The following is a 21,194-nucleotide window of genomic DNA, read 5'->3' as shown; positions in this document are numbered from 1 at the left end:
CCAGAACCGTCGCTGCCCATGTCCATCACGCCGCTGGCTCACCGTCCTCACGATCATTCCCATTGCGTGCACAGCGCCTTGTCCGAAGCCGATGCCTTGTGCACCCGCCAGGGCCTGCGCCTGACCGCACTGCGTCGGCGTGTGCTCGAGCTGGTGTGGCAGAGCCACAAGCCGCTGGGCGCCTACGACATCCTCGCCGTACTCAGCGAACAGGATGGCCGCCGCGCCGCACCCCCTACCGTGTACCGCGCGCTGGACTTTTTGCTGGAAAATGGCCTGGTACACCGCATCGCCTCGCTCAACGCCTTCATCGGCTGCAGCCACCCGGAGCACGCTCACCAGGGCCAGTTCCTGATCTGCCGTGCCTGCCACGTGGCCATCGAGCTGGAGCAGGACAGCATCAGCGACGCCATCATCCACAGCGCGAAGGCCGTGGGCTTCAGCGTCGAAACCCAGACGGTGGAAATCGTCGGCTTGTGCGCCAACTGCCGGAGCGCAGCATGAGCGACGCCCTGATCAGCCTCGAGCAGGTCGGTGTCAGCTTTGCCGGCGAGGCCGTGCTCGACAGCATCGACCTCTCGGTGGCGCCCGGCCAGATCGTCACCCTGATCGGCCCTAACGGCGCCGGCAAGACCACCCTGGTGCGCGCCGTCCTCGGCCTGCTTAAGCCGCACCGCGGCAAGGTCTGGCGCAAGCCGAAACTGCGCATTGGCTACATGCCGCAAAAGATTCAGGTAGACGCCACGCTGCCGCTGTCGGTGCTGCGTTTCTTGCGCCTGGTGCCTGGGGTTGACCGTGCGGCTGCCTTGTCGGCCCTGCAGGAAGTGGGGGCCGAGCACGTCATCGACAGCCCGATCCAGACGATTTCCGGCGGTGAGATGCAGCGCGTGCTGCTGGCCCGGGCGCTACTGCGCGAGCCGCAACTGCTGGTGCTCGATGAGCCCGTGCAGGGGGTGGACGTGGTCGGCCAGACCGAGTTGTACAACCTGATCACCCGCCTGCGCGACCGCCACGGCTGCGGCGTATTGATGGTCTCCCATGACCTGCACCTGGTCATGAGCGCCACCGACCAGGTGGTCTGCCTGAACCGCCACGTGTGCTGCTCGGGCCACCCCGAGCAGGTCAGCAACGATCCCGCCTTTGTCGAACTGTTCGGCCAGAACGCCCCGAGCCTGGCTGTCTACCACCACCATCACGACCACAGCCACGATCTGCACGGTTCGGTCGTCACCCCTGGCACCCATGTTCACGGAGAGCACTGCAAGCATGGCTGATTTTCTTCTTTACGCCTTGCTTGCGGGTCTTGCCCTGGCAGTGGTAGCGGGCCCGCTTGGCTCGTTCGTGGTGTGGCGGCGCATGGCCTACTTCGGCGACACCCTGTCCCATGCCGCGCTGCTGGGCGTGGCCATGGGCTTCGTGCTGGATATCAGCCCGGCCCTGGCGGTGACCGTGGGCTGCCTGCTGCTGGCGATCCTGCTGGTGACCCTGCAGCAACGCCAGCCGCTGGCCTCCGACACCCTGCTCGGCATCCTCGCCCCCAGCACCCTGTCGCTGGGCCTGGTGGTGCTGAGTTTCATGCACGACGTCCGCATCGACCTGATGGCCTACCTGTTCGGCGACCTGCTGGCCATCAGCAGCACCGATCTCGCCTGGATCCTTGGCGGTAGCGCGTTGGTCCTGCTGCTGCTGGCCACGCTGTGGCGGCCGTTGCTGGCGATCACTGTCCACGAAGAACTGGCCATGGTCGAAGGCCTGCCAGTGGCCGGCCTGCGCATGGCCCTGATGCTGCTGATCGCCGTGGTCATTGCCGTGGCGATGAAGATTGTCGGCGTACTGCTGATCACCTCGCTGCTGATCATTCCCGCTGCTGCGGCACAGCGTCACGCCCGTTCGCCAGAACAGATGGCGCTGGCCGCAACGTTGATCGGCATTACCTCGGTGTGCGGTGGCCTGGCCATGTCCTGGTTCAAGGACACCCCGGCCGGGCCATCGATCGTGGTCTGCGCGGCGGTGCTATTCTTGCTGAGCCTGGCACTGCCAAAACGCTGAAAAACAGGGTGCACGCCGGTGCGCCCTGCAACCTTTTCGCGGGTAAAGAGTCTGTAAGACTTATTTTCGAGCGTGCGCACCAGGGTGTAGACTTGCTCGCTTTTTGCGCAAATAGAGAGCCGCAGGAATGAAGCCGTTCGCATCCCGTTATCTGCTTGTCGCCGCGTTTTCCCTGTTGTTGGCCGCCTGTTCCAGCACACCGGTGGAGCAGGCCAACGCACCTGCCCAAGCCGATGCCTGGCAGCAGCTGCAACAGAGTATCACCAGCAACGAGCTGGCCACCGCCGAAGACCAGCTGGCTGCCCTGCAGGCGCAGTCACCGGATGACGCTCGCCTGGAGCAGAACCAGCGGCAGCTGGCCGAGGCCTACCTGAAACGCAGCCAGATCGTCCTGCAAAAGGGCGACGTGAATGCGGCTGCCACTGCACTGGCCCGCGCCAGGGCGCTGATGCCGCAGGCACCGGCCGTGACCGGTGGCGATGCCGTAGCCCAGGCCCGCAAGGCCGAACTGGAGAAAGCCGAAGCCGCCTTGAAGGCTGCCGAGGCCAAGCCCCAGGCGCGGGTGATCGATCCGACGGCGCCGAGCACCGTGATCGCGCTGAAGACCACCGACATCAATGCGATGCGCCGCCAGCTCGACGAAATTGCCAAGGACGTGGTCAATTACCAGTGCGAAGTGGTGTTCCAGGTGCCGCGCACCCAAGATGCGCCCTGGCTGAAGAATCTGCTTGAGAAGCGCGTTCACAAGATCGACAGCGCGTTCAAGCTGAAACAGAAGCATGAGATTCAGCGGTCGATGCCAGCGCAGGTGGTACTGGTCCCGCATCAGCGCTAAGCCTCAAGCACCCTGTCGCCGGCAAGGCGACAGGGTACAAGGCAACCGCTAGGCCGGCACCGCCTCGGCAGCTGCTTCCCGCTCCCACACCCGATGCCCCTCAACCGCTTTTACAAAGGCATCCACGGACTTCTGCTCATCCCCCAGCAGCAGCCCCCTGTCTTCCTTGAGCCCCAGGCTGTTCGACAAGTCCTTGGTCAAAACCATCGCCTTCAGATGCTTGTAGCCCTCCAGCAAGAAGTGCTTCGCCAGCCCGCTTGAGGCCAAGGGCTTGTCCACACCCTTGGGTACCACAATCCCATCGAACATGATCGACGGCATCCCCTCCATCGACGCATCCACCGCCAATGCCTTGCCATCCGCCGCCTTCACCGGCGCCGAAGTCGGTCCCAGCAGCAATGGCCGGGCGCTTTCGGCTTCCAGCGCCTTGACCAGCTTGTCGACGCTTGTGCCATCCACGCCATCGGCGACCAGCACCGCGATCTTGCGCCCCTTGATACCGACTACGCCTGGGTGGTTCATCTGGCTCAAGGCGGGTGACTTCGCCAGTTGGCTACCCTTGACCTGTACCGTTCCGGCCTGGGGTGCCGGCAAGCCAAGGTTGGCAGCGACGGCGGCGGCCAGCTTGAGGTCGATGTTGGCCAGGATTTCATTCACTTGGCGCGCGCGAATGTGCTCACGCTCGACCTTGCCCAGCTCAAAGCTGTAGGCCTTGATGATGTGCTGTTGCTCGGTCGGGCTCATGCTCTGGAAGAACAGCCGCGCCTGGGAGAAGTGGTCGCCGAACGACTCGCTACGCTGGCGGATCTTGTGCGCGTCGATGCGCTCCTGATAACTCTCGAAGCCTCCATCCTGAGGCGCTGGAGGGGTTTCTTTCGGCCAGCCGCCGTCGATCGAGTTGGGCTCATAGGAAGCCCGCCCTTTGTGCACCACATGCTGATGCAGCGCATCGCGCTGGTTGTTGTGGTTCGGCGCAATGGGCTGGTTGATCGGGATCTGGTGGAAATTCGGTCCGCCAAGACGGCTGAGCTGGGTATCGGTGTAGGAAAACAGCCGGCCCTGCAGCAACGGGTCATTGGTGAAGTCGATCCCCGGCACGATATGGCCAGGGCAGAAAGCAACCTGCTCCACCTCGGCGAAGAAGTTGTCCGGGTTGCGGTTGAGCACCATCTTGCCCAGCGGCGTGACCGGCACCAGTTCTTCGGGAATGATCTTGGTCGGGTCGAGCAGGTCGAAGTCGAACTTGTGTTCATCGGCCTCCGGCACGATCTGCACGCCCAGTTCCCACTCCGGGTAATCGCCCGTCTCGATGGCTTCCCACAGGTCACGGCGCTGGAAGTCGGTGTCTTTGCCTGCGAGTTTCTGAGCCTCGTCCCACAAGAGGGAGTGCACGCCCTGGCGTGGTTTCCAGTGGAACTTGACGAAGCTCGCCACACCCTCGGCGTTGATCAGGCGGAAGGTATGCACGCCGAAGCCTTCCATCATCCGCAGGCTGCGCGGGATGGCGCGATCAGACATGGCCCAGATGACCATGTGGGCGGATTCGGGCACCAGCGAAACGAAGTCCCAGAAGGTGTCGTGGGCCGAGCCACCGGTGGGGATTTCGTTATGCGGCTCCGGTTTCACCGCGTGTACGAAGTCCGGGAACTTGATGGCGTCCTGGATGAAGAAGACCGGCATGTTGTTACCCACCAGGTCGAAGTTGCCTTCATCCGTATAGAACTTCACGGCGAACCCGCGTACGTCGCGCACGGTGTCGCCGGAGCCGCGTGGGCCTTGCACCGTGGAGAAACGCACGAACACCGGGGTGATTTTCTCAGGGTCCTGCAGGAAACCCGCCTTGGTCAGCTCGGCATGGTTGCCATAGCTCTGGAAATAGCCATGGGCGCCCGTCCCCCGGGCGTGCACGATACGCTCCGGAATGCGCTCGTGGTCGAAATGGGTGATCTTCTCGCGCATGATGAAGTCTTCAAGCAGCGAGGGGCCTCGCGGCCCGGCCTTGAGCGTGTTCTGGTTATCGGCGATGCGCACGCCCTGGTTGGTCCGCAGTGCCTGGCCGGTCGCATCGCTGCGATGCTCTTCCAGGGCCTGCAACTTGCGGTTGGTATTGGCACGATCAGGGGTGTCGGTTCCGGCGAGCTGGCTGTGTTTGGGCGATTCCGGTTTCTTGCTAGGCATCACGGCTCTCCATATCGGTCATCAGGCGCGCCCTGTCGGGCTTGTGCAAGTAGTGACCGGAGGGCTTTGTCGAGCGTTCAATCAGAATTACCGGTTGTCGCGATATGCCCGAAGGATTGGTGCATTACGAAATAAATGCTAAGAACAGCTATGGGAAAAGGCTAAAATGCGCGACCCCAGCTAACCGCTGATCCAAATTCCATGCGCCCCACAAGGTTCGCTACGTGATCGAGTTCCAACAGGTACACAAGACCTACCGCGTCGCCGGTAGGGAAATCCCCGCACTGAATCCGACCAGCCTGACCATCGAAGACGGCCAGGTGTTCGGCCTGATCGGCCATTCCGGCGCCGGCAAGAGCACCATGCTGCGCCTGATCAACCGCCTCGAAGAGCCTTCCGGCGGCACGATCATCGTCGACGGCGAGGACGTCACCGCGTTCAACGCCAGCCAGCTGCGCGGCTTCCGCCAGCAGGTCGGGATGATTTTCCAGCACTTCAACTTGCTGGCGTCCAAGACTGTCGCCGACAACGTCGCGCTGCCACTGACCCTGGCCGGCGAGCTGTCGCGCAGCGAGATCGACAAGCGTGTCACCGAACTGCTGGCCCGTGTGGGCCTTGCGGACCACGCGAAGAAATACCCCGCCCAGCTGTCCGGCGGCCAGAAGCAGCGCGTCGGTATCGCCCGCGCCCTGTCGACCAACCCGAAGATCCTGCTGTGCGACGAAGCCACCAGCGCCCTCGACCCCCAGACCACCGCTTCGGTGCTGCAACTGCTGGCCGAGATCAACCGTGAGCTGAAGCTGACCATCGTGCTGATCACCCACGAAATGGACGTTATCCGCCGGGTCTGCGACCGCGTGGCAGTGATGGATGCCGGCCAGATCGTCGAGCAAGGCCCGGTAGCCGAGGTGTTCCTGCACCCACAGCACCCGACCACCAAGCGCTTCGTCCAGGAAGACGAGCAGGTCGACGAAGGCGAGCAGCGCGATGACTTCGCCCACGTGCCGGGCCGTATCGTGCGCCTGACCTTCCAGGGCGACGCCACCTACGCACCGCTGCTGGGCACCGTGGCCCGCGAAACCGGTGTCGACTACAGCATCCTCGCCGGGCGTATCGACCGCATCAAGGATGTCCCCTATGGCCAGCTCACCCTCGCCCTGATCGGCGGTGACATGGAAGCGGCGTTCGCCCGCTTCAAGGCAGCTGACGTACATATGGAGGTACTGCGTTGATGGACGCCCTCAACTTCTTTGCCAATGTAGACTGGGCCGAGATCTGGCTGGCCAGCGTCGATACCCTGATCATGCTGTTCGGCTCGCTGTTCTTTACCGTGCTGCTCGGCCTGCCACTGGGCGTGCTGCTGTTCCTCTGCGGGCCGAAGCAGATGTTCGAGCAGAAGGGCGTGTATGCGCTGCTGTCGCTGGTGGTCAACATCCTGCGTTCGCTGCCGTTCATCATCCTGCTGATCGTGATGATCCCGTTCACCGTGCTGATCACCGGCACCTCGCTGGGTGTCGCCGGTGCCATCCCGCCGCTGGTGGTAGGCGCCACGCCGTTCTTCGCACGCCTGGTGGAAACCGCCCTGCGTGAAGTGGACCGCGGCATCATCGAGGCCACCCAGTCGATGGGCGCCACCACTCGCCAGATCATCACCAGTGCGCTGCTGCCGGAGGCCCGCCCGGGCATCTTCGCCGCGATTACCGTCACTGCCATCACCCTGGTGTCGTACACCGCCATGGCCGGTGTGGTCGGCGCTGGCGGCCTGGGCGACCTGGCCATCCGCTTCGGCTACCAGCGTTTCCAGACCGACGTGATGGTCGTGACCGTGGTGCTGTTGCTGGTGCTGGTCCAAGTCCTGCAGAGCGTGGGCGACAAACTGGTCGTGCATTTTTCCCGTAAGTAACCCCAATGGGGTCGGCCCGGCCGACCCGTTCGGGGGCCGTCGCGGCCCTCACAAGGAGTGATTCATGAAGAAGCTGCTTGCTGTTGTCGCCGCGGTCGCGGCCTTCTCGGCCAACGCCGCGGAAACCCTTACCGTCGCCGCCACCCCGGTGCCACACGCCGAGATCCTCAACTTCGTCAAACCTCAGCTGGCGAAAGAGGGCGTGGAGCTGAAGGTCAAGGAATTCACCGACTACATCCAGCCAAACGTGCAGGTCGCCGAAAAGCGCCTGGACGCCAACTTCTTCCAGCACCAGCCGTACCTGGATGAGTTCAACAAGGCCAAGGGCACCCAGCTGGTCAGCGTTGCCGGCGTGCACATCGAGCCGCTGGGCGTGTACTCGACCAAGATCAAGAAGCTCGACGAGCTGTCCTCCGGCGCCACCGTGGTCATCCCCAACGATGCCACCAACGGCGGCCGCGCCCTGTTGCTGCTGGACAAGGCTGGGGTGATCAAGCTGAAGGACAACAGCAACATCCTGTCGACCGTGAAGGACGTTGCCGAAAACCCGAAAAGCGTGAAATTCCGTGAGCTGGAAGCGGCCACCATCCCGCGGGTGCTGACTCAGGTCGATATCGCCCTGATCAACACCAACTATGCGCTGGAAGCCAAGCTGAACCCGGAAAAAGACGCCCTGGCCATCGAAGGCAAGGACTCGCCTTACGTGAACATCCTGGTTGCCCGCCCGGACAACAAGGACTCGGACGCGATGAAGAAGCTGGCAGCAGCGCTGCACTCGCCTGAGGTGAAGCAGTTCATCAACGAGAAGTACAAAGGCGCTGTGGTTCCGGCGTTCTAAGCCGTACCACCTCGCTGGATTCTTCGCGGCGGTTCGGCGCCCCGATAAACCCGCTCCCACAGTGATGGCACACGCTTCGTAGCCGGTGCCGTACCTGTGGGGGCGGGTTTATCGGGGCGCCGAACCGCCGCGAAGCTTTTCAGGGCCCGCTCAATCGCGCTTCACAAGCCCGGGCAACTGCGCGACCAGCTTCTGGTTGTTGAACGGCGCACGAATGAACCCGCGCTGACGCCCATCCGGCCCGACGATCGCCAGGTTACCGCTGTGGTCCACGGTATATCCCGGCTTGCTGGTATCCGCCGGAATGAACGGAATGCTCAAGGCATTGGCCAGCTTCTGGGTATCTTCGATCGACCCCGCCACCCCGACGAAATCCTTGTCGAAATAACCCAGGTACTGCTTCAGCTGGTTCGGCGTATCGCGGTTCGGGTCCACGCTCACCAGCACCACCTGCAGCCGGTCCACGGCCTCCTTGGGCAGCTCGCTCTTTACCTGGCGCAACTGGGCCAGGGTGGTCGGGCAGATGTCCGGGCAGTAGGTGTAGCCGAAAAACAACAGCGACCATTTGCCCTTCAGGTCATCCAGCTGCACCGGCTGGCCATCCTGGTTGGTCATGGTCACATCGGCCACCGTGCGGCTTTGCGGCAGGAGAATGATGCCGGCGTCGATCAGCTCGGTCGGGTTGAGCTGGCCCCGCTCACTGAGCACCTTGTTGACGGTCAGGCCCATGATCAGGGCGACCAAGGCAACGAGGATGAAGACGGTTTTCTGGGTTCGGGTCATAGATTCAGCAACAGGTAGTGGTCAACGAGCAACGCGATGAACAGCGCGAACAGGTAGCCGATAGAGTACTTGAAGGTACCGATCGCCGCGTGCGGCCGGCTGCCACGGTACAACACCCAGGCCCAGTGCAGGAAGCGCAGGCCCAACGCCAAGGCACAGGCCAGGTACAGCGGGCCACTCATGTGGATGGCAAACGGCAGCAGGCTCACCGCCAGCAAAATCAGGCTGTACAGCAGGATATGCAGCTTGGTGTATCGCTCGCCGTGGGTAACCGGCAGCATCGGGATATCGGCCTTGGCGTACTCTTCCTTGCGGTGAATGGCCAGTGCCCAGAAGTGCGGTGGCGTCCAGGCGAAGATGATCAGCACCAGCAGCAGCGGCTCGGCGCTGATGTGGCCGCTCACTGCGACCCAGCCCAACAGCGGCGGCGCAGCACCGGCCAGGCCGCCAATGACGATGTTCTGCGGTGTGGCACGCTTGAGAAAGCCGGTATAGAGCACCGCATAGCCTAGCAGCGAAGCCAGGGTCAGCCAGGCGGCGAGGGCATTGGTGAACACCAGCAGCAGGGCCAGGCCGAGCAGGGCCAGGGCCAGGGCGAACAGCAACGCCGGCAACGGCTCGACCCGGCCCTGTGCCACTGGGCGCTTGCGGGTCCGGGCCATCAGCGCGTCGATGCGCCGGTCCACCACGTGGTTGACCACTGCCGCGCTGCCCGCGCACAGGGCGATACCGAGGTTGCCGAACAGCAACACGCTCCAGCTGACCCCGGCGCGGGTCGCCAGGAACATGCCCGCCAGCGAAGTGATCAGCATCAGCAGCACCACCTTGGGCTTGGTCAGCTCCAGGTAATCGCGCCAGCTGGCACACCGTGCGCTCAGAAGCGTCGCCACGTATCGCTCCTCATGGGATGGGTGAGGCTGACCCCGGCCGCGGGCCGCAGGCGCCAACCTTGCTTGACGCCGACGCGGACCTTGTCGACCACGCGGATGCGGTAGTTCACCAGCACCATGCTCAACAGCAGCAGGGCGCCGCCAGCGTTATGCGCGACGGCCACGGCCAGCGGCAGGTGGAACAGCACATTGCTGATGCCCAGGCCGACCTGCAGCGCCAGTACCAGCAATATCCATCGGGCCAGGCCGGTCAGGCCACAACGGTGCAGCTTCCAGCTGAGCACCAGCAGCACGCAGGTCACCAGCAGTGCACCCAGGCGGTGGCTGATGTGAATGGCCGTGCGCGCATCGCTGTCCAGCTGCCCGCCGAGGTAATTGGGGCCGACATGCTGGGTCAGGTGAAAACCGTTGCTGAAATCCGCTGCCGGCCACCACTGGCCATGGCAAGTCGGCAGGTCAATGCAGGCGACCGCCGCGTAGTTGGAGCTGACCCAGCCGCCCAGGGCGATCTGGCCAATCACCACCAGCAGGGCCAACGCAGCTATCCGTCGAAGACTGAGTGGCAATTTCGGCAGGGGCGCAAAGACCCGGGATAGACGCAGCGATAGCAGGAACACCAGGCTCAGGGTGGTAAAGCCGCCCAGCAGGTGCGCGGTAACCACTTGCGGCCACAATTTGAGGGTGACGGTCCACATGCCGAACGCTGCCTGCGCCAGCACCACGCCCAGCAACAACAATGGCAGGCGATAAGGCTGGCCATCGCGGGCATGCCGGCGCAGCGCTTGCAGGGCAAGCAGGGCGATCACCACGGCGAGCGTGCCGGCAAAGTAGCGATGGACCATCTCGGCCCAGCCCTTGGCCTCTTCCACAGGGTGGTCGGGAAAATGCAATTCGGCATGAGCCAGCTGCGCTTCACTGTTCGGCACGCTGATGAAGCCATAGCAGCCAGGCCAGTCGGGGCAGCCGAGGCCGGCGTGGGTCAGACGGGTGTAGGCACCGAGCAGCACGACCAGCAGTGCCAGCAGGGTGGCGAACACAGCGAGGCGGAATCCGGGTCTGGCCATGGCAAGCTCCTAGCCGATATTGGACAGCTTGAGCAGGTGACGCAGGTCGTCGAGCACGTGCTTGCCGTTGACCTTGCCGTCGTAGCGCAGCACCAGGTTGCCGTGCGGGTCGACAATCCACAGTTGCGGGCCGGGTTCACCGACCTTTTGCAGATAGCGCGGGGCATCCAGTGGATAGCGTTGCAACTGTGGATACTCACGCCCCAGCAGCGCCTGATAGTCGCTGGACAACGGCTGGGCGGCGGCCAAGGCATGGCTGGCTCGGCCGGCGTCGCGGCCCAGGCCGACCTGGATCTGCCGCACCAGGTACACCAGGCGTTGGCAATCTTCAGCGCAAGCATCGGGCGCAGTCACCAGCAGTTGCCAACGCGGGTCCTCGCCTGCAATGCCTATATCGGCGCGGCTCTCGCCATTGCCGATCATCGCGCCGTGGTAGCTGCGGCCTTCGGGCACCCAGAACTGGAGTTTGTACATGCAGGTGGCCAGGATCATTGGCCCGAGCACCACCAGCAGGATCAAGATCAGCTGCAAACGCCCGCGGGCTCTGGGCTTGCTACGTTCAGGCAGGTCCAGTGGAGTGGCGGTGGCCATGCTGTTTCTCCTTGTTGTTGTGCCAGCCGAAATAGAGGTAGAGCAGCACCAGAGCAATGGCCAGTGCGAACCACTGCACGGCGTAACCGAGGTGTTTTTCCGGGCCCATGGCGACAATCGGCCAGTCCAGCCGATACGTAGCCGGGCCGGGTTCCAGGCGTAACTCATGGACAAAGCCTTCGCGATCGAGCTGCTGCCACACTTGAGCCGCGTCGATTGCATTGAGCAGGTGCGGCCATTGGCCCCCGACAGGGTCGGGGTGGAGCTGGAAACTGCTGCCTGGCGCCACATACACCGACGCGTTCAGCGCCAGGGCCTGCTCGGGGGTGTCGAAATGCACCGGCACGCGACGGTCCGGCCATGGCAACCAGCCACGGTTGACCAGCAGCCACAGACCACTGGCCTGGTCATGGAAGGGTTGCAACAGCTCGACGCCGGCCTGGCCGTCACGCATGCGGTTGTCCAGCAGCACGCTGTGCGCGGCGTCAAAACGGCCGTAGAGGTGGACCCGGCGGTAGGCCGGGTCAGGCGTCTGCAACAACTGGGTGGTGGCCAACGGGGCATCGACCTCACGCTGGGCATAGACCTCCAGCAGGACGCGCTTCTCTTCAGCCCGGCCAAGCTGCCAGCAGCCAAGCGCGATCAGCCCCGGCAGCAGCGCGAGCACTACCAGAGTCGGTATCCAGCCTGGGCGGAACCGCCTCATCGCAGCCTCGCCGGGCCAATCGCTATACTTATCCACATCACCGCATCCCCCCGGGAGTATCGCCATGCTCAAGGCCGCGATTGTCCTGATGCTGTTGGCCACGGTCGCCAGCCTGTTCAGTGGCCTGGTGTTTCTGGTCAAGGACGATGAAAACTCAACCCGCCTGCTCAAGGCCCTGACCGTGCGGGTGGCCCTCGCCACCCTGACCATCGGCCTGGTGGCCTGGGGCTTCATCAGTGGCCAGCTGGTGTCTCACGCACCGTTCTGATCACAGCACATACACAAAGATGAACAGCCCGACCCACACCACATCGACGAAGTGCCAGTACCAGCTCGCTGCCTCGAAACCGAAGTGTTTGTCGGGGTTGAAGTGCCCGCGCAGGATGCGCACGAACATCACGATCAGGATGATCGTGCCCAAGGTCACATGGGCCCCGTGGAAGCCGGTGAGCATGAAGAACGTCGCGCCATAGATGCCCGAGCCCAGGGTCAGCCCCAGCTTGGTGTAGGCCTCGTGGTACTCGTAGGCCTGCAGCGTGATGAAGCTGATACCCAGCAGGATGGTCAGCGCCATCCAGAATTTCAGCGGCCCACGATGGTCTCGGCGCAGGGCGTGGTGGGCGAGGGTAATGGTCACGCTGGAGCTGACCAGCAGGATGGTATTGATCAGCGGCAGGTGCCAGGGGTCGATCACTTCCTTGGGCGGCGGGAACAGTTTCGGGTCGGGCGTGTGCAACAGCGGCCAGGTAAACTCGAACGTCGGCCACAGCATGTGCGCAACCCCTTTGGCCCCATCTCCCCCCAGCCACGGCCCGGCGAGCACCCGCACATAGAACAGGGCACCGAAGAAGGCCAGGAAGAACATCACTTCCGAGAAGATGAACCAGCTCATGCCCCAGCGGAACGAACGGTCCAGCTGCGGGCTGTACAGCCCGGCCCGGCTCTCGCGGACCACCGAGCCGAACCAGCCGAACAGCATGTAGGCCAGGAACAGCGCACCGACGAAGAAGATCAGCGGCCCGTGCGACGCGGGGTGGCCGGCCTTCATGTCGTTGAACCAGGTGCCAAGCCCGAACACCGTGATGAACATGCCGATGGTGGCGATGATCGGCCATTTGCTCTGCGCCGGAACATAGTAGTGCTCATGACTTGCCATTGCTGTTCTCCTTCCCTCAACGGGCGCCCTGGACGTCCTGTACCGCGGCATGGGCGACCGGCGGGTGACGCGCAGTGATGTCGAACAAGGTGTAGGCCAGTGTCAGGTGTTTCACGCTGGCCGGCAGGTCGCGGTCGACGATGAAGCGCACCGGCATCTCGATGCGTTCGCCAGGCTGCAGCACCTGCTGGGTAAAGCAGAAGCACTCGGTCTTGTGGAAGTACGCCGCGGCCTCGGCCGGGGTGATGCTGGGTATCGCTTGCGCACTCATCGGCCGGTTGGTCGGGTTGTGCGCGATGAAGATCATCTGGTTCACCGCTCCCGGGTTCACCTCGAGCTCGTCAGCGGTGGAGTAGAAGTCCCAGACCATGTCGCTGGCGTTGGTCGACATGAACTGCACCCGCACCGAACGCGTCGGGTCGCTGACCTGGCTGCCCTCGTACTGCCCGCCCGTCTTGCCGTTGATGCCGAAGGCCTTGCACATCACGTCATACATCGGCACCAGGGCAAAGCCGAAGCCGAACATCACCACCGTCAGCAGCAGCAGGCGGGTGACCAGGCGCTTGAGCGACGAGCCCTTCATGGCGGCGCTCCTACTTCACGTCCGGCGGGGTCTGGAAGGTGTGGTATGGCGCTGGCGAGGGGATCGACCATTCCAGGCCCTCGGCGCCATCCCAGGGCTTGGCCGGGGCGGGTGCGCCGCCACGGATGCACTTGATGACGATGAACAGGAACAACAGCTGCGTAGTACCGAACAGGAAGGCGCCGATCGACGACACCATGTTGAAGTCGGCGAACTGCAGGTTGTAGTCGGGGATACGCCGCGGCATGCCGGCCAACCCCACGAAGTGCATGGGGAAGAAGGCCATGTTCATGCCGACGAACGAGAGCCAGAAGTGCAGCTTGCCGAGGGTTTCGTCATACATGTGGCCAGTCCATTTCGGCAGCCAGTAATAGGCCGAGGCAAAGATGCCGAAAATCGCCCCGGGCACCAGCACATAGTGGAAGTGCGCCACCACGAAATAGGTGTCGTGGTACTGGAAGTCCGCCGGGGCGATGGCCAGCATCAACCCCGAGAAGCCGCCGATGGTGAACAGGATGACGAAAGCGATGGCGAACAGCATCGGTGTCTCGAAGCTCAGCGAGCCCTCCCACATGGTGCTGACCCAGTTGAACACCTTCACCCCGGTGGGCACGGCGATGAGCATGGTGGCGTACATGAAGAACAGCTCGCCGACCACCGGGATGCCCACCACGAACATGTGGTGGGCCCAGACGATGAACGAGAGGAAGGCAATCGCGCCGGTGGCATAGACCATCGAGGTGTAGCCGAACAGCGGCTTGCGCGAGAACGCCGGGATGATCGAGCTGACCGCACCGAACGCCGGCAGGATCATGATGTACACCTCGGGGTGGCCGAAGAACCAGAACACATGCTGGAACAGCACCGGGTCACCGCCACCGGCGGCGCTGAAGAAGCTGGTGCCGAAATGGATGTCCATCAGCATCATGGTCACTACCCCGGCCAGCACCGGCATCACCGCGATCAGCAGGAATGCGGTGATCAGCCAGGTCCAGACGAACAGCGGCATTTTCATCAGGGTCATGCCCGGGGCGCGCAGGTTGAGGATGGTGGCGATCACGTTGATCGCGCCCATGATCGAGCTGATGCCCATCAGGTGGATGGCAAAGATGAAGAAGGTGACGCTGGCCGGCGCATAAGTGGTCGACAGCGGGGCGTAGAAGGTCCAGCCGAAGTTCGGCCCGCCGCCCGGGCTGAACAGGGTCGAGACCAGCAACAGGAAGGCCGCTGGCAATAGCCAGAAGCTGAAGTTGTTCATGCGCGGCAGGGCCATGTCTGGCGCGGCGATCATCAGCGGGATCATCCAGTTGGCCAGGCCGACGAACGCCGGCATCACCGCGCCGAAGACCATGATCAGGCCATGCATGGTGGTCATCTGGTTGAAGAACGCCGGCTCGACGATCTGCAACCCGGGCTGGAACAGCTCGGCGCGAATTACCATGGCGAACGAGCCGCCGAGCAGGAACATCATGAAGGCGAACCACAGGTACATCGTGCCGATGTCTTTGTGGTTGGTGGTCAGCACCCAGCGCATCAGGCCCTTGGCCGGGCCGTGGGCTTGGTCATGGCCGTGGGCGTGGTCGTCGATCACTGCACTCATGTCCTGTCTCCTGCAATCCACTGATTGCCGCGCAAAACCCGGTTCACTTGGCTTCTGCCTGCTTGAGCGCCAGCACGTCCTTCGGCGTGACCATGTCGCCCTTGTTGTTGCCCCAGGCGTTACGCTCGTAGGTGACCACGGCGGCGATGTCGACTTCCGAGAGCTGCTTGCCGAACGCGGCCATTGCGGTGCCGGGGCGGCCATGGAACACCACGCCCAGATGGTCTTCCTTCGGCCCGGTGGCCACTTTCGATCCCTTGAGCGCCGGGAACATCGGTGGCAGGCCCTGGCCCTCGGCCTGGTGACAGGCCACGCAGGTGGTGTGGTAGACCTTGTCGCCACGCTCGACCAGTTCTTCGAGGGTCCAGTCCTTGCTGGTCAGCTCCTTGAGCTTGGCCGCCTCGGCCTTGCGCTCTCCGAGCCAGGTGTCGTAGTCAGCCTTGGTCTTGACCTCGACCACCACCGGCATGAAGCCGTGGTCCTTGCCGCACAGCTCGGTGCACTGGCCGCGGTAGATGCCGGGCTTCTCGATACGGGTCCAGGCTTCGTTGACGAAGCCAGGGATGGCGTCGCGCTTGACCGCGAAGGCCGGCACCCACCAGGAGTGGATGACGTCGGCGGCGGTCACCAGGAAGCGCACCTTGACCCCCACCGGCAGTACCAGCGGCTGGTCGACTTCGAGCAGGTAGTGCTCGTCCTTGGGTGCCGTGTTGTGAATCTGATCAGCCGGCGTGGCCAGGTTGCTGAAGAACTCCACGTCCTGGCCCAGGTATTTGTAGTGCCACTTCCACTGGTAGCCGGTGACCTGGATATCGATGTCCGATTCGCTGGCGTCGTAAATGTCGATCAGGGTCTTGGTGGCCGGAATGGCCATGGCTACCAGAATCAGGAAGGGGACGATGGTCCAGAGGATTTCTACCCAGGTGTGCTCGTGGAAATGAGCTGGCTGCTGGCCGGTGGAGCGGCGGTGGATGACCATCGACCAGAACATCGCGCCGAAAACCACGACGCCGATGATCACGCAGATCCAGAAGATCGTCATGTGCAGGTCGAACACGGCGTTGGAGACTTCCGTCGCCCCCGGGTGCATGTTCACGGTCCAGGCGGCGTTGGCCTGACCAAGAACCGACCACAACAGCAGGCCCATCCAGACAGGTGGATGTCGCATCATTGCGGGTTCCCCTTCTCGTTCTTGTAGTCCCGGAGGCATGGCCTGCGGCAAGAGGGAACGGCGGTCAAGACTGCCTGGCTTCGACGACCGAGCCCCTGCAAAAAGCAGTCGGGCCTCATCAACGAATCACGTTCAACCGGAGTATAGACAGCGACCAATGGCACGCAACGACGCGGGTGAAATCAACCTCAAGAATCACCGAAACCCGAGCAAAAGCCCGGGCTTGAGCGGTCATGGCAAAATAGTGGCGACCGCATATGCCGAACTGCGCACACGTTTGCGGAATTTATAACAAATGCGTCTTAGGTATTCTGTATACCGAGCTAACTTAGTGTCTTCCGTTTGAAACGTCTTGTCCCTGGAGTTGTCATGAACATCGCTGCTGTACGCGAGCAGATTAGCCAAGCCCACGATCACGAACGCCGCACCGGCCAACTGAAAGAGCGTCTCGAGCTGCAACTGCCTCACCTGCACCCCTCGATCCAACTGCCTGAGCAGGACGCCCAGGGTACTTTGGCGCGCTTCGTCAGCGCTTATATCGATCAGGTCCCGGAGCTGCTGGAGGCCGCCCACACTGTGGCGCGCGAAGCCGGGATCGAATCGCAGATCAAACCTGTACTGAAAATTGCAGAAGCCTATTTCCTGCAGCCACCGAACGTGATGCAGGGGCACGTAGGCCTCGACTGTCTGCTGGATGAGGCCTATCTGGCACACCGCCTGGTGGAGGAGGTCAACGACCTGTATATCCGCCACTTCCAGCAACCGCTGATCCCCGTCGATACCACGGTGGCCAACCTGATCGCCCACCAGCTGATCGGCGAAACCTTCGCCAACCAGTTGGATGAGGTGGTGCACCATTCGGTGGACGAGATGCTCGACGATGAAAGCTTTGCCGCAGAGTCGGTGGAAGCCTACCGCGAAACCCTCAGCAGCCCGCAGACGGGTGAGGCGTGGAAGCGCTGGCCGTGCCTGTCGCGCCAGCTGAACGTGGAGTTCGGCCGGGCCAGCGCCTGACCTGTCGAGCCGTTGGGGAAACCCCTCCCGCTGCTGTCTCTGCGCCTTCGTTCATTACTGTCATCGGCCGCCTCACGGCGGCCTTTTCCATTCATGGGTGATGACAATGACGATCAGTAGAAACTCGACCTTTACCAGACTGCTGCGGGCCACCTATCGCACGGTATGGGGCAATTGGGGCCTCGATCCCTCCATCAAACCGGGTGCGGTCGGCATCGTCGACGCCAATTCCGGCGACTTCAGGCTCGTGGCCGATTGCCTGCCCGGCGTCGAGCTGAGCAAGAGCGAGCAAAGTCGAAAGTGGGACTTCACTTCCCTCGGCGTGACCCGCAGCAGCATTTACGCTGACGTCGAAGGACTGATCCACGACCCGAACACCGGCGCCGAGGTCAAACCTGATGCCACGCTGCTATGGACCTTTGACAAAGAGGATTCCATCGCCTCGGAATTCGCGATCAGCGGTGTACACACCATCAGCAACCTGGCCATCCTGGACGACCAGTACGAGTGGCTGCACGCCCAGGCGCGCAAGATGAACATGGCCACCGACACCGGTATCTCCGAGGGGTTTGGCGTGGTGACTTCGGTCACCTACGCCAGCAGTGGCCTGAATTTGGCGTCGAAGACAAGCAACGCCCGCTTCAGCGTCTCTGGTAGCGCAAGCGGACTCAACCGCCTGCTGGGTAATGACGGTATCACCGGCAAGGGCAAGGCAAGCTACGTGTTCACCAGCAACTCCACTGAAGTCGAGTCACATACCTTGCCGGCCAAAAGCGGGGAAGTGGCAACCGACCCCCTGCCGGTCGCCTATACCTTTGCCTCGTTCGCAGACAGCCGGGTGCTGATCCCGAGCTGGGTCGGCAAGATCGGCGTGCTGAAGCTGCTGGTGGACAGCAAGATTTCGTCCTTCACCACCTACACCACCAAGGTCACGCTGTCCTATCAAACCCCCACCGGCCCGGTCGAGGATTGCCGGACCGTGATCGGTGGGAGTTCGGCCACCTTCGGTGACATTCCCCTGAGCGCTACTGAAATGGTGCTGACAGCGGAATTCATCAACATCGGCGCCAACACCTGCATGTCGATGAAGTGGAACACGCCCGCCAGCGAGTGGCTGGACGGTACCCGTACCGTGAACCTCACCGGTACCTGGCCCGGCGCACCGAAAATAACCGAGGTGGTGAGCTGACCTCAGGTCCCCGCCACGCTGCGTAGACGCCCCTCCAGCCTGCGCTTGAGCCCGCGCTGCTCAATGCGCAGGTGCGAGCCGCTGCTCTTGCTCCAGTCCTCCAGCAACTCCAGGCATGAATGGTCGATGTAGGTCAGGTTGGCCAGCGGCACATGCAAGGTACTGCCGGCGGGCACGGTATCCAGCACCTGGGTCAGCGCCGGCACCTTGAGAAAGGTAGCGGCGCCACTCAGGCGCAGTTCCATATGGCCGCTGGGCTTGAGCGCGACGAGGCAGATTTTCAGGCGCGCGGCCTTGAACGCCAGCTTCAGCAGGGTCAGGGCAAAGCCCAGCAGAACACCCGTCAACAGGTCGGTGAAGATGATCGCCATGGCCGTCGCCACGTAGGTGAACATCGGCATCCGCCCGTAGCGGCGCAAGCCTCGCAGCGCCTTGAAGTCGACCAGCTTGATACCGGTGTAGACCAGCACACCGGCCAGGCTCGCCACCGGAATCTGCTGCAGCACGCTGCTCAGTACCACCACGAACGCCAGCAACCACAAGCCATGCAGGATGGCGGAGGCACGGGTTTGCGCGCCTGCCTGGACATTGGCCGAGCTACGCACCATGACGCCTGTCATCGGCAGCGCCCCTAGCAGCCCGCAAAGCATGTTGCCAATGCCTTGGGCCGAAAGCTCACGATCAAAGTCCGAACGCTGGCCGCTGTGCATGCGATCGACGGCTGCCGCCGATAACAGGGTTTCGGCACTGGCGATGAAGGCCAGGGCAAACGCCGCCACCAGCAGGGTAGGGTCGGCGAGTTTCATCAGGTCGTCCGGGCGGACCCAGTCGATGGCTTCGGACAGGTCTGCCGGGACTACCACCCGGTTGACCGGCAGTGCCAGCCACATGGCAATGGCGGTCATTGCCGCAACACCCAGCAACGCACCGGGTACGAAGCGCAGCCTCTGCGGCCGCAGGCGCTCCCAGGCCCACATGATGGCAATGGTACCGAGCCCGAGCGCACCGGCCATCCAGCCTGAACCTGCACGCTCCAGCGGCAGGGCCGCACTCAGGGTTGCAGGAAACTCCAACAGGTTCTGCAGGCCCGATGCCTGTGGCGCCGTGTCGAACATGACATGCACCTGCGACAGCACGATCAGCACCCCGATACCGGCGAGCATGCCGTACACCACGGCGGGCGCCGTGACACGGAACCAGCACCCCAGGCGCAAGCGCCCGGCCAGCAGTTGCAGAACCCCCGCCAGCAGCAAGATCGGCCCGAGCATGGCCATGCCGTGCTGGCGCACCAGTTCGAACACCAGCACTGCCAGGCCAGCCGCCGGGCCGCTGACCTGCAAGGGCGAACCCGCCAGGAATCCAACCACGATACCGCCGATAATGCCGGTGATCAGGCCCTTGGCCGGCGGCATGCCTGAGGCAATCGCAATACCCATGCATAAAGGCAGAGCGACCAGGAAGACCACCACCGACGCCAGCAACTCGCGCGGCAGGGCCGCTTTCAACTGTGTCATGTTCACCATCGTTCTCCTTTCTCTGTCGCACGGCCATTCCCCTGGCCGTGGGCACATGTGGACCCTGACGAGCGCGCAGGCGCCAGCCGCCAGCGCGTTCGCCGGCAGGATAGTCAGGGCATTTTCAAGGCAGCCGAAGGCCGCGCCACACCCGCGATGGGTGCAGCCGGCTATTCAAGGATCAGCTGTGGACGGGTCGCTTAGTAGCGGCCTCTCGGAGTAGCGCAGGGCACGGGCTCGCCTGCGGTCAGTGGCATGAAGCTGTCACTGGCGGCATCGTAGGCCTCGATCTTGCTGGTCTCGATGTCGTAGACCCAGCCATGGATGAACAGCTCACCTGCTGCCAGGCGCGAAGCCACCGACGGGTGGGTGCGCAGGTGATGCAGCTGGGCGATGACGTTTTCCTTGGTCAGCACCTGCATGGTTTCGTGCTCGCTGCCGCAGGAGCAATTGTTCTCGACCACGGTGCGAGCCACTTCGGCGTGACGCAACCAGGCGGAAACGGTCGGCATCTTGGTCAGCGATTGCGGGTTCAGCACGGCACGCATGGCACCGCAGTCGGAATGGCCGCACACAATGATGTGGTGCACCTTCAGCGCCAGCACTGCGTACTCGATCGCGCTGGAAACGCCGCCGTTCATCTGGCCATACGGCGGAACCACGTTACCGACGTTACGGGTCACGAACAGGTCGCCCGGCGAGCTCTGGGTAATCAGCTCGGGAACGATACGCGAGTCGGCACAGGTGATGAACATGGCGCGCGGGGTTTGCGCGGTGGCGAGCTTCTTGAACAGCTCCTGCTGCTCGGGGAAGACGTCATGGTGAAAGCGCAGGAAGCCGTCGACGATGTGCTTCAGGGCGGCATCGGCGCTCTCCGCTGGAGCTGGCGGAACGACCTTGGATGGGTCCTTTACGGGCATGATTCATCCTCTTGACGGTGTGTAGGTAAATCCATTTTACCGGTGAAAGATTCTGGCTATGCGCAGATTTAGATGACACGCACGGGCGATAAATCACAGTCTTCGTTGACTGGACTCCTACGCTAGCGAGGAAAACTTAACTGAAACTTAATTCGGAGGCTCTAGAACGGGTGTTCCAGATCGAAAAGGCGGGACCTGAATAATAGCAAA

Annotated in this window: 22 protein-coding genes; 10 read left to right on the top strand and 12 right to left on the bottom strand. The window is 63.0% G+C overall.

The features are described from left to right. Window positions 1-18 precede the first annotated feature (18 nt). The 4 genes from zur (at window position 19) to L6D64_RS22195 (ending at window position 2,884) form a co-directional block, all read left to right on the top strand. Window positions 19-504 (top strand): zinc uptake transcriptional repressor Zur, encoded by a 486-nt coding sequence (gene zur / locus L6D64_RS22210; RefSeq protein WP_054884368.1) that lies wholly within the window; start codon window positions 19-21, stop codon window positions 502-504. Next, window positions 501-1,274 (top strand): zinc ABC transporter ATP-binding protein ZnuC, encoded by a 774-nt coding sequence (gene znuC / locus L6D64_RS22205; RefSeq protein WP_176508406.1) that lies wholly within the window; start codon window positions 501-503, stop codon window positions 1,272-1,274. The genes zur and znuC overlap by 4 nt, the downstream gene beginning before the upstream one ends. After that, window positions 1,267-2,049: a zinc ABC transporter permease subunit ZnuB gene (gene znuB, locus L6D64_RS22200; RefSeq protein WP_176508407.1), complete on the top strand. Its 783-nt coding sequence runs from the start codon at window positions 1,267-1,269 to the stop codon at window positions 2,047-2,049. Before znuC ends, znuB begins: the two co-directional genes overlap by 8 nt. 127 nt (window positions 2,050-2,176) lie before the next feature. After that, a complete protein-coding gene (locus tag L6D64_RS22195) occupies window positions 2,177-2,884 on the top strand; it encodes a PA5502 family lipoprotein (protein WP_176508408.1) in 708 nt (235 codons plus the stop codon). Window positions 2,885-2,932: 48 nt separating this feature from the next. Here the strand turns inward: L6D64_RS22195 and katE are convergent, their stop codons facing one another. Continuing rightward, window positions 2,933-5,062 (bottom strand): catalase HPII, encoded by a 2,130-nt coding sequence (gene katE / locus L6D64_RS22190; protein WP_176508409.1) that lies wholly within the window; start codon window positions 5,060-5,062, stop codon window positions 2,933-2,935. Between the two features lie 224 nt (window positions 5,063-5,286). Between katE and L6D64_RS22185 the strand changes: the two genes are divergently transcribed. The 3 genes from L6D64_RS22185 (at window position 5,287) to L6D64_RS22175 (ending at window position 7,803) form a co-directional block, all read left to right on the top strand. Further along, window positions 5,287-6,294 (top strand): methionine ABC transporter ATP-binding protein, encoded by a 1,008-nt coding sequence (locus L6D64_RS22185; RefSeq protein ID WP_176508410.1) that lies wholly within the window; start codon window positions 5,287-5,289, stop codon window positions 6,292-6,294. Further along, window positions 6,294-6,965, top strand: a complete 672-nt coding sequence (locus L6D64_RS22180; protein ID WP_176508411.1) for a methionine ABC transporter permease — start codon at window positions 6,294-6,296, stop codon at window positions 6,963-6,965. Before L6D64_RS22185 ends, L6D64_RS22180 begins: the two co-directional genes overlap by 1 nt. 64 nt (window positions 6,966-7,029) lie before the next feature. Beyond that, window positions 7,030-7,803 carry a MetQ/NlpA family ABC transporter substrate-binding protein gene (locus L6D64_RS22175; RefSeq protein ID WP_176508412.1) on the top strand — a complete coding sequence of 258 codons (774 nt, stop codon included), beginning with the start codon at window positions 7,030-7,032 and terminating at the stop codon, window positions 7,801-7,803. A gap of 150 nt (window positions 7,804-7,953) precedes the next feature. Here L6D64_RS22175 and L6D64_RS22170 read toward each other — a convergent pair whose 3' ends face one another. The 5 genes from L6D64_RS22170 to L6D64_RS22150 are packed head-to-tail and all read right to left on the bottom strand — an operon-like array spanning window position 7,954 to window position 11,837. After that, window positions 7,954-8,586, bottom strand: a complete 633-nt coding sequence (locus L6D64_RS22170) for an SCO family protein (protein ID WP_176508413.1) — start codon at window positions 8,584-8,586, stop codon at window positions 7,954-7,956. Beyond that, complete coding sequence (gene cyoE / locus L6D64_RS22165) at window positions 8,583-9,476, bottom strand: heme o synthase (protein WP_176508414.1); 894 nt, start codon at window positions 9,474-9,476, stop codon at window positions 8,583-8,585. The genes L6D64_RS22170 and cyoE overlap by 4 nt, the downstream gene beginning before the upstream one ends. Beyond that, window positions 9,461-10,540 (bottom strand): COX15/CtaA family protein, encoded by a 1,080-nt coding sequence (locus tag L6D64_RS22160; protein WP_176508415.1) that lies wholly within the window; start codon window positions 10,538-10,540, stop codon window positions 9,461-9,463. The genes cyoE and L6D64_RS22160 overlap by 16 nt, the downstream gene beginning before the upstream one ends. Window positions 10,541-10,549: 9 nt before the next feature. Beyond that, on the bottom strand, window positions 10,550-11,131 hold the full coding sequence (locus L6D64_RS22155) for a hypothetical protein (protein WP_176508416.1): 582 nt from the start codon (window positions 11,129-11,131) through the stop codon (window positions 10,550-10,552). Further along, the gene (locus L6D64_RS22150; RefSeq protein ID WP_176508417.1) at window positions 11,100-11,837 is read right to left on the bottom strand and encodes an SURF1 family protein; all 738 of its coding nucleotides are present in this window, start codon (window positions 11,835-11,837) and stop codon (window positions 11,100-11,102) included. The genes L6D64_RS22155 and L6D64_RS22150 overlap by 32 nt, the downstream gene beginning before the upstream one ends. Window positions 11,838-11,901: 64 nt before the next feature. Here L6D64_RS22150 and L6D64_RS22145 point away from each other — a divergent pair, with 64 nt between their 5' ends. Beyond that, a complete protein-coding gene (locus tag L6D64_RS22145; RefSeq protein ID WP_060507818.1) occupies window positions 11,902-12,105 on the top strand; it encodes a twin transmembrane helix small protein in 204 nt (67 codons plus the stop codon). Here L6D64_RS22145 and L6D64_RS22140 read toward each other — a convergent pair whose 3' ends face one another. The 4 genes from L6D64_RS22140 to coxB are packed head-to-tail and all read right to left on the bottom strand — an operon-like array spanning window position 12,106 to window position 16,347. Then, entirely contained in the window at window positions 12,106-12,993 is an 888-nt protein-coding gene (locus L6D64_RS22140) for a cytochrome c oxidase subunit 3 (RefSeq protein ID WP_176508418.1), read from the bottom strand. A gap of 16 nt (window positions 12,994-13,009) precedes the next feature. Beyond that, window positions 13,010-13,576, bottom strand: coding sequence for a cytochrome c oxidase assembly protein (locus tag L6D64_RS22135; RefSeq protein ID WP_054884383.1), 567 nt, complete (start codon window positions 13,574-13,576; stop codon window positions 13,010-13,012). A gap of 10 nt (window positions 13,577-13,586) precedes the next feature. Beyond that, window positions 13,587-15,176, bottom strand: coding sequence for a cytochrome c oxidase subunit I (gene ctaD, locus L6D64_RS22130; protein ID WP_176508419.1), 1,590 nt, complete (start codon window positions 15,174-15,176; stop codon window positions 13,587-13,589). 43 nt (window positions 15,177-15,219) lie between these two features. Continuing rightward, complete coding sequence (gene coxB / locus L6D64_RS22125; RefSeq protein WP_176508420.1) at window positions 15,220-16,347, bottom strand: cytochrome c oxidase subunit II; 1,128 nt, start codon at window positions 16,345-16,347, stop codon at window positions 15,220-15,222. Between the two features lie 369 nt (window positions 16,348-16,716). Between coxB and L6D64_RS22120 the strand changes: the two genes are divergently transcribed. Together L6D64_RS22120 and L6D64_RS22115 are read left to right on the top strand one after the other, a co-directional pair. After that, window positions 16,717-17,361 carry a hypothetical protein gene (locus L6D64_RS22120; RefSeq protein ID WP_176508421.1) on the top strand — a complete coding sequence of 215 codons (645 nt, stop codon included), beginning with the start codon at window positions 16,717-16,719 and terminating at the stop codon, window positions 17,359-17,361. 106 nt (window positions 17,362-17,467) lie between these two features. After that, the gene (locus L6D64_RS22115; protein ID WP_176508422.1) at window positions 17,468-18,550 is read left to right on the top strand and encodes a hypothetical protein; all 1,083 of its coding nucleotides are present in this window, start codon (window positions 17,468-17,470) and stop codon (window positions 18,548-18,550) included. 2 nt (window positions 18,551-18,552) lie between these two features. Here L6D64_RS22115 and L6D64_RS22110 read toward each other — a convergent pair whose 3' ends face one another. Both L6D64_RS22110 and L6D64_RS22105 read right to left on the bottom strand, forming a co-directional pair. Continuing rightward, window positions 18,553-20,073, bottom strand: coding sequence for a SulP family inorganic anion transporter (locus tag L6D64_RS22110; RefSeq protein WP_176508423.1), 1,521 nt, complete (start codon window positions 20,071-20,073; stop codon window positions 18,553-18,555). Between the two features lie 191 nt (window positions 20,074-20,264). Then, window positions 20,265-20,984, bottom strand: coding sequence for a carbonic anhydrase (locus L6D64_RS22105; RefSeq protein WP_176508424.1), 720 nt, complete (start codon window positions 20,982-20,984; stop codon window positions 20,265-20,267). Window positions 20,985-21,194 lie beyond the last annotated feature (210 nt).

This window comes from Pseudomonas urethralis, from assembly GCF_021602465.1.
GTDB classification, from domain to species: domain Bacteria; phylum Pseudomonadota; class Gammaproteobacteria; order Pseudomonadales; family Pseudomonadaceae; genus Aquipseudomonas; species Aquipseudomonas vlassakiae.
The sequence above is the reverse complement of the archived record's forward strand: the minus strand, read 5'-3'. Positions and strand labels throughout refer to the sequence as shown.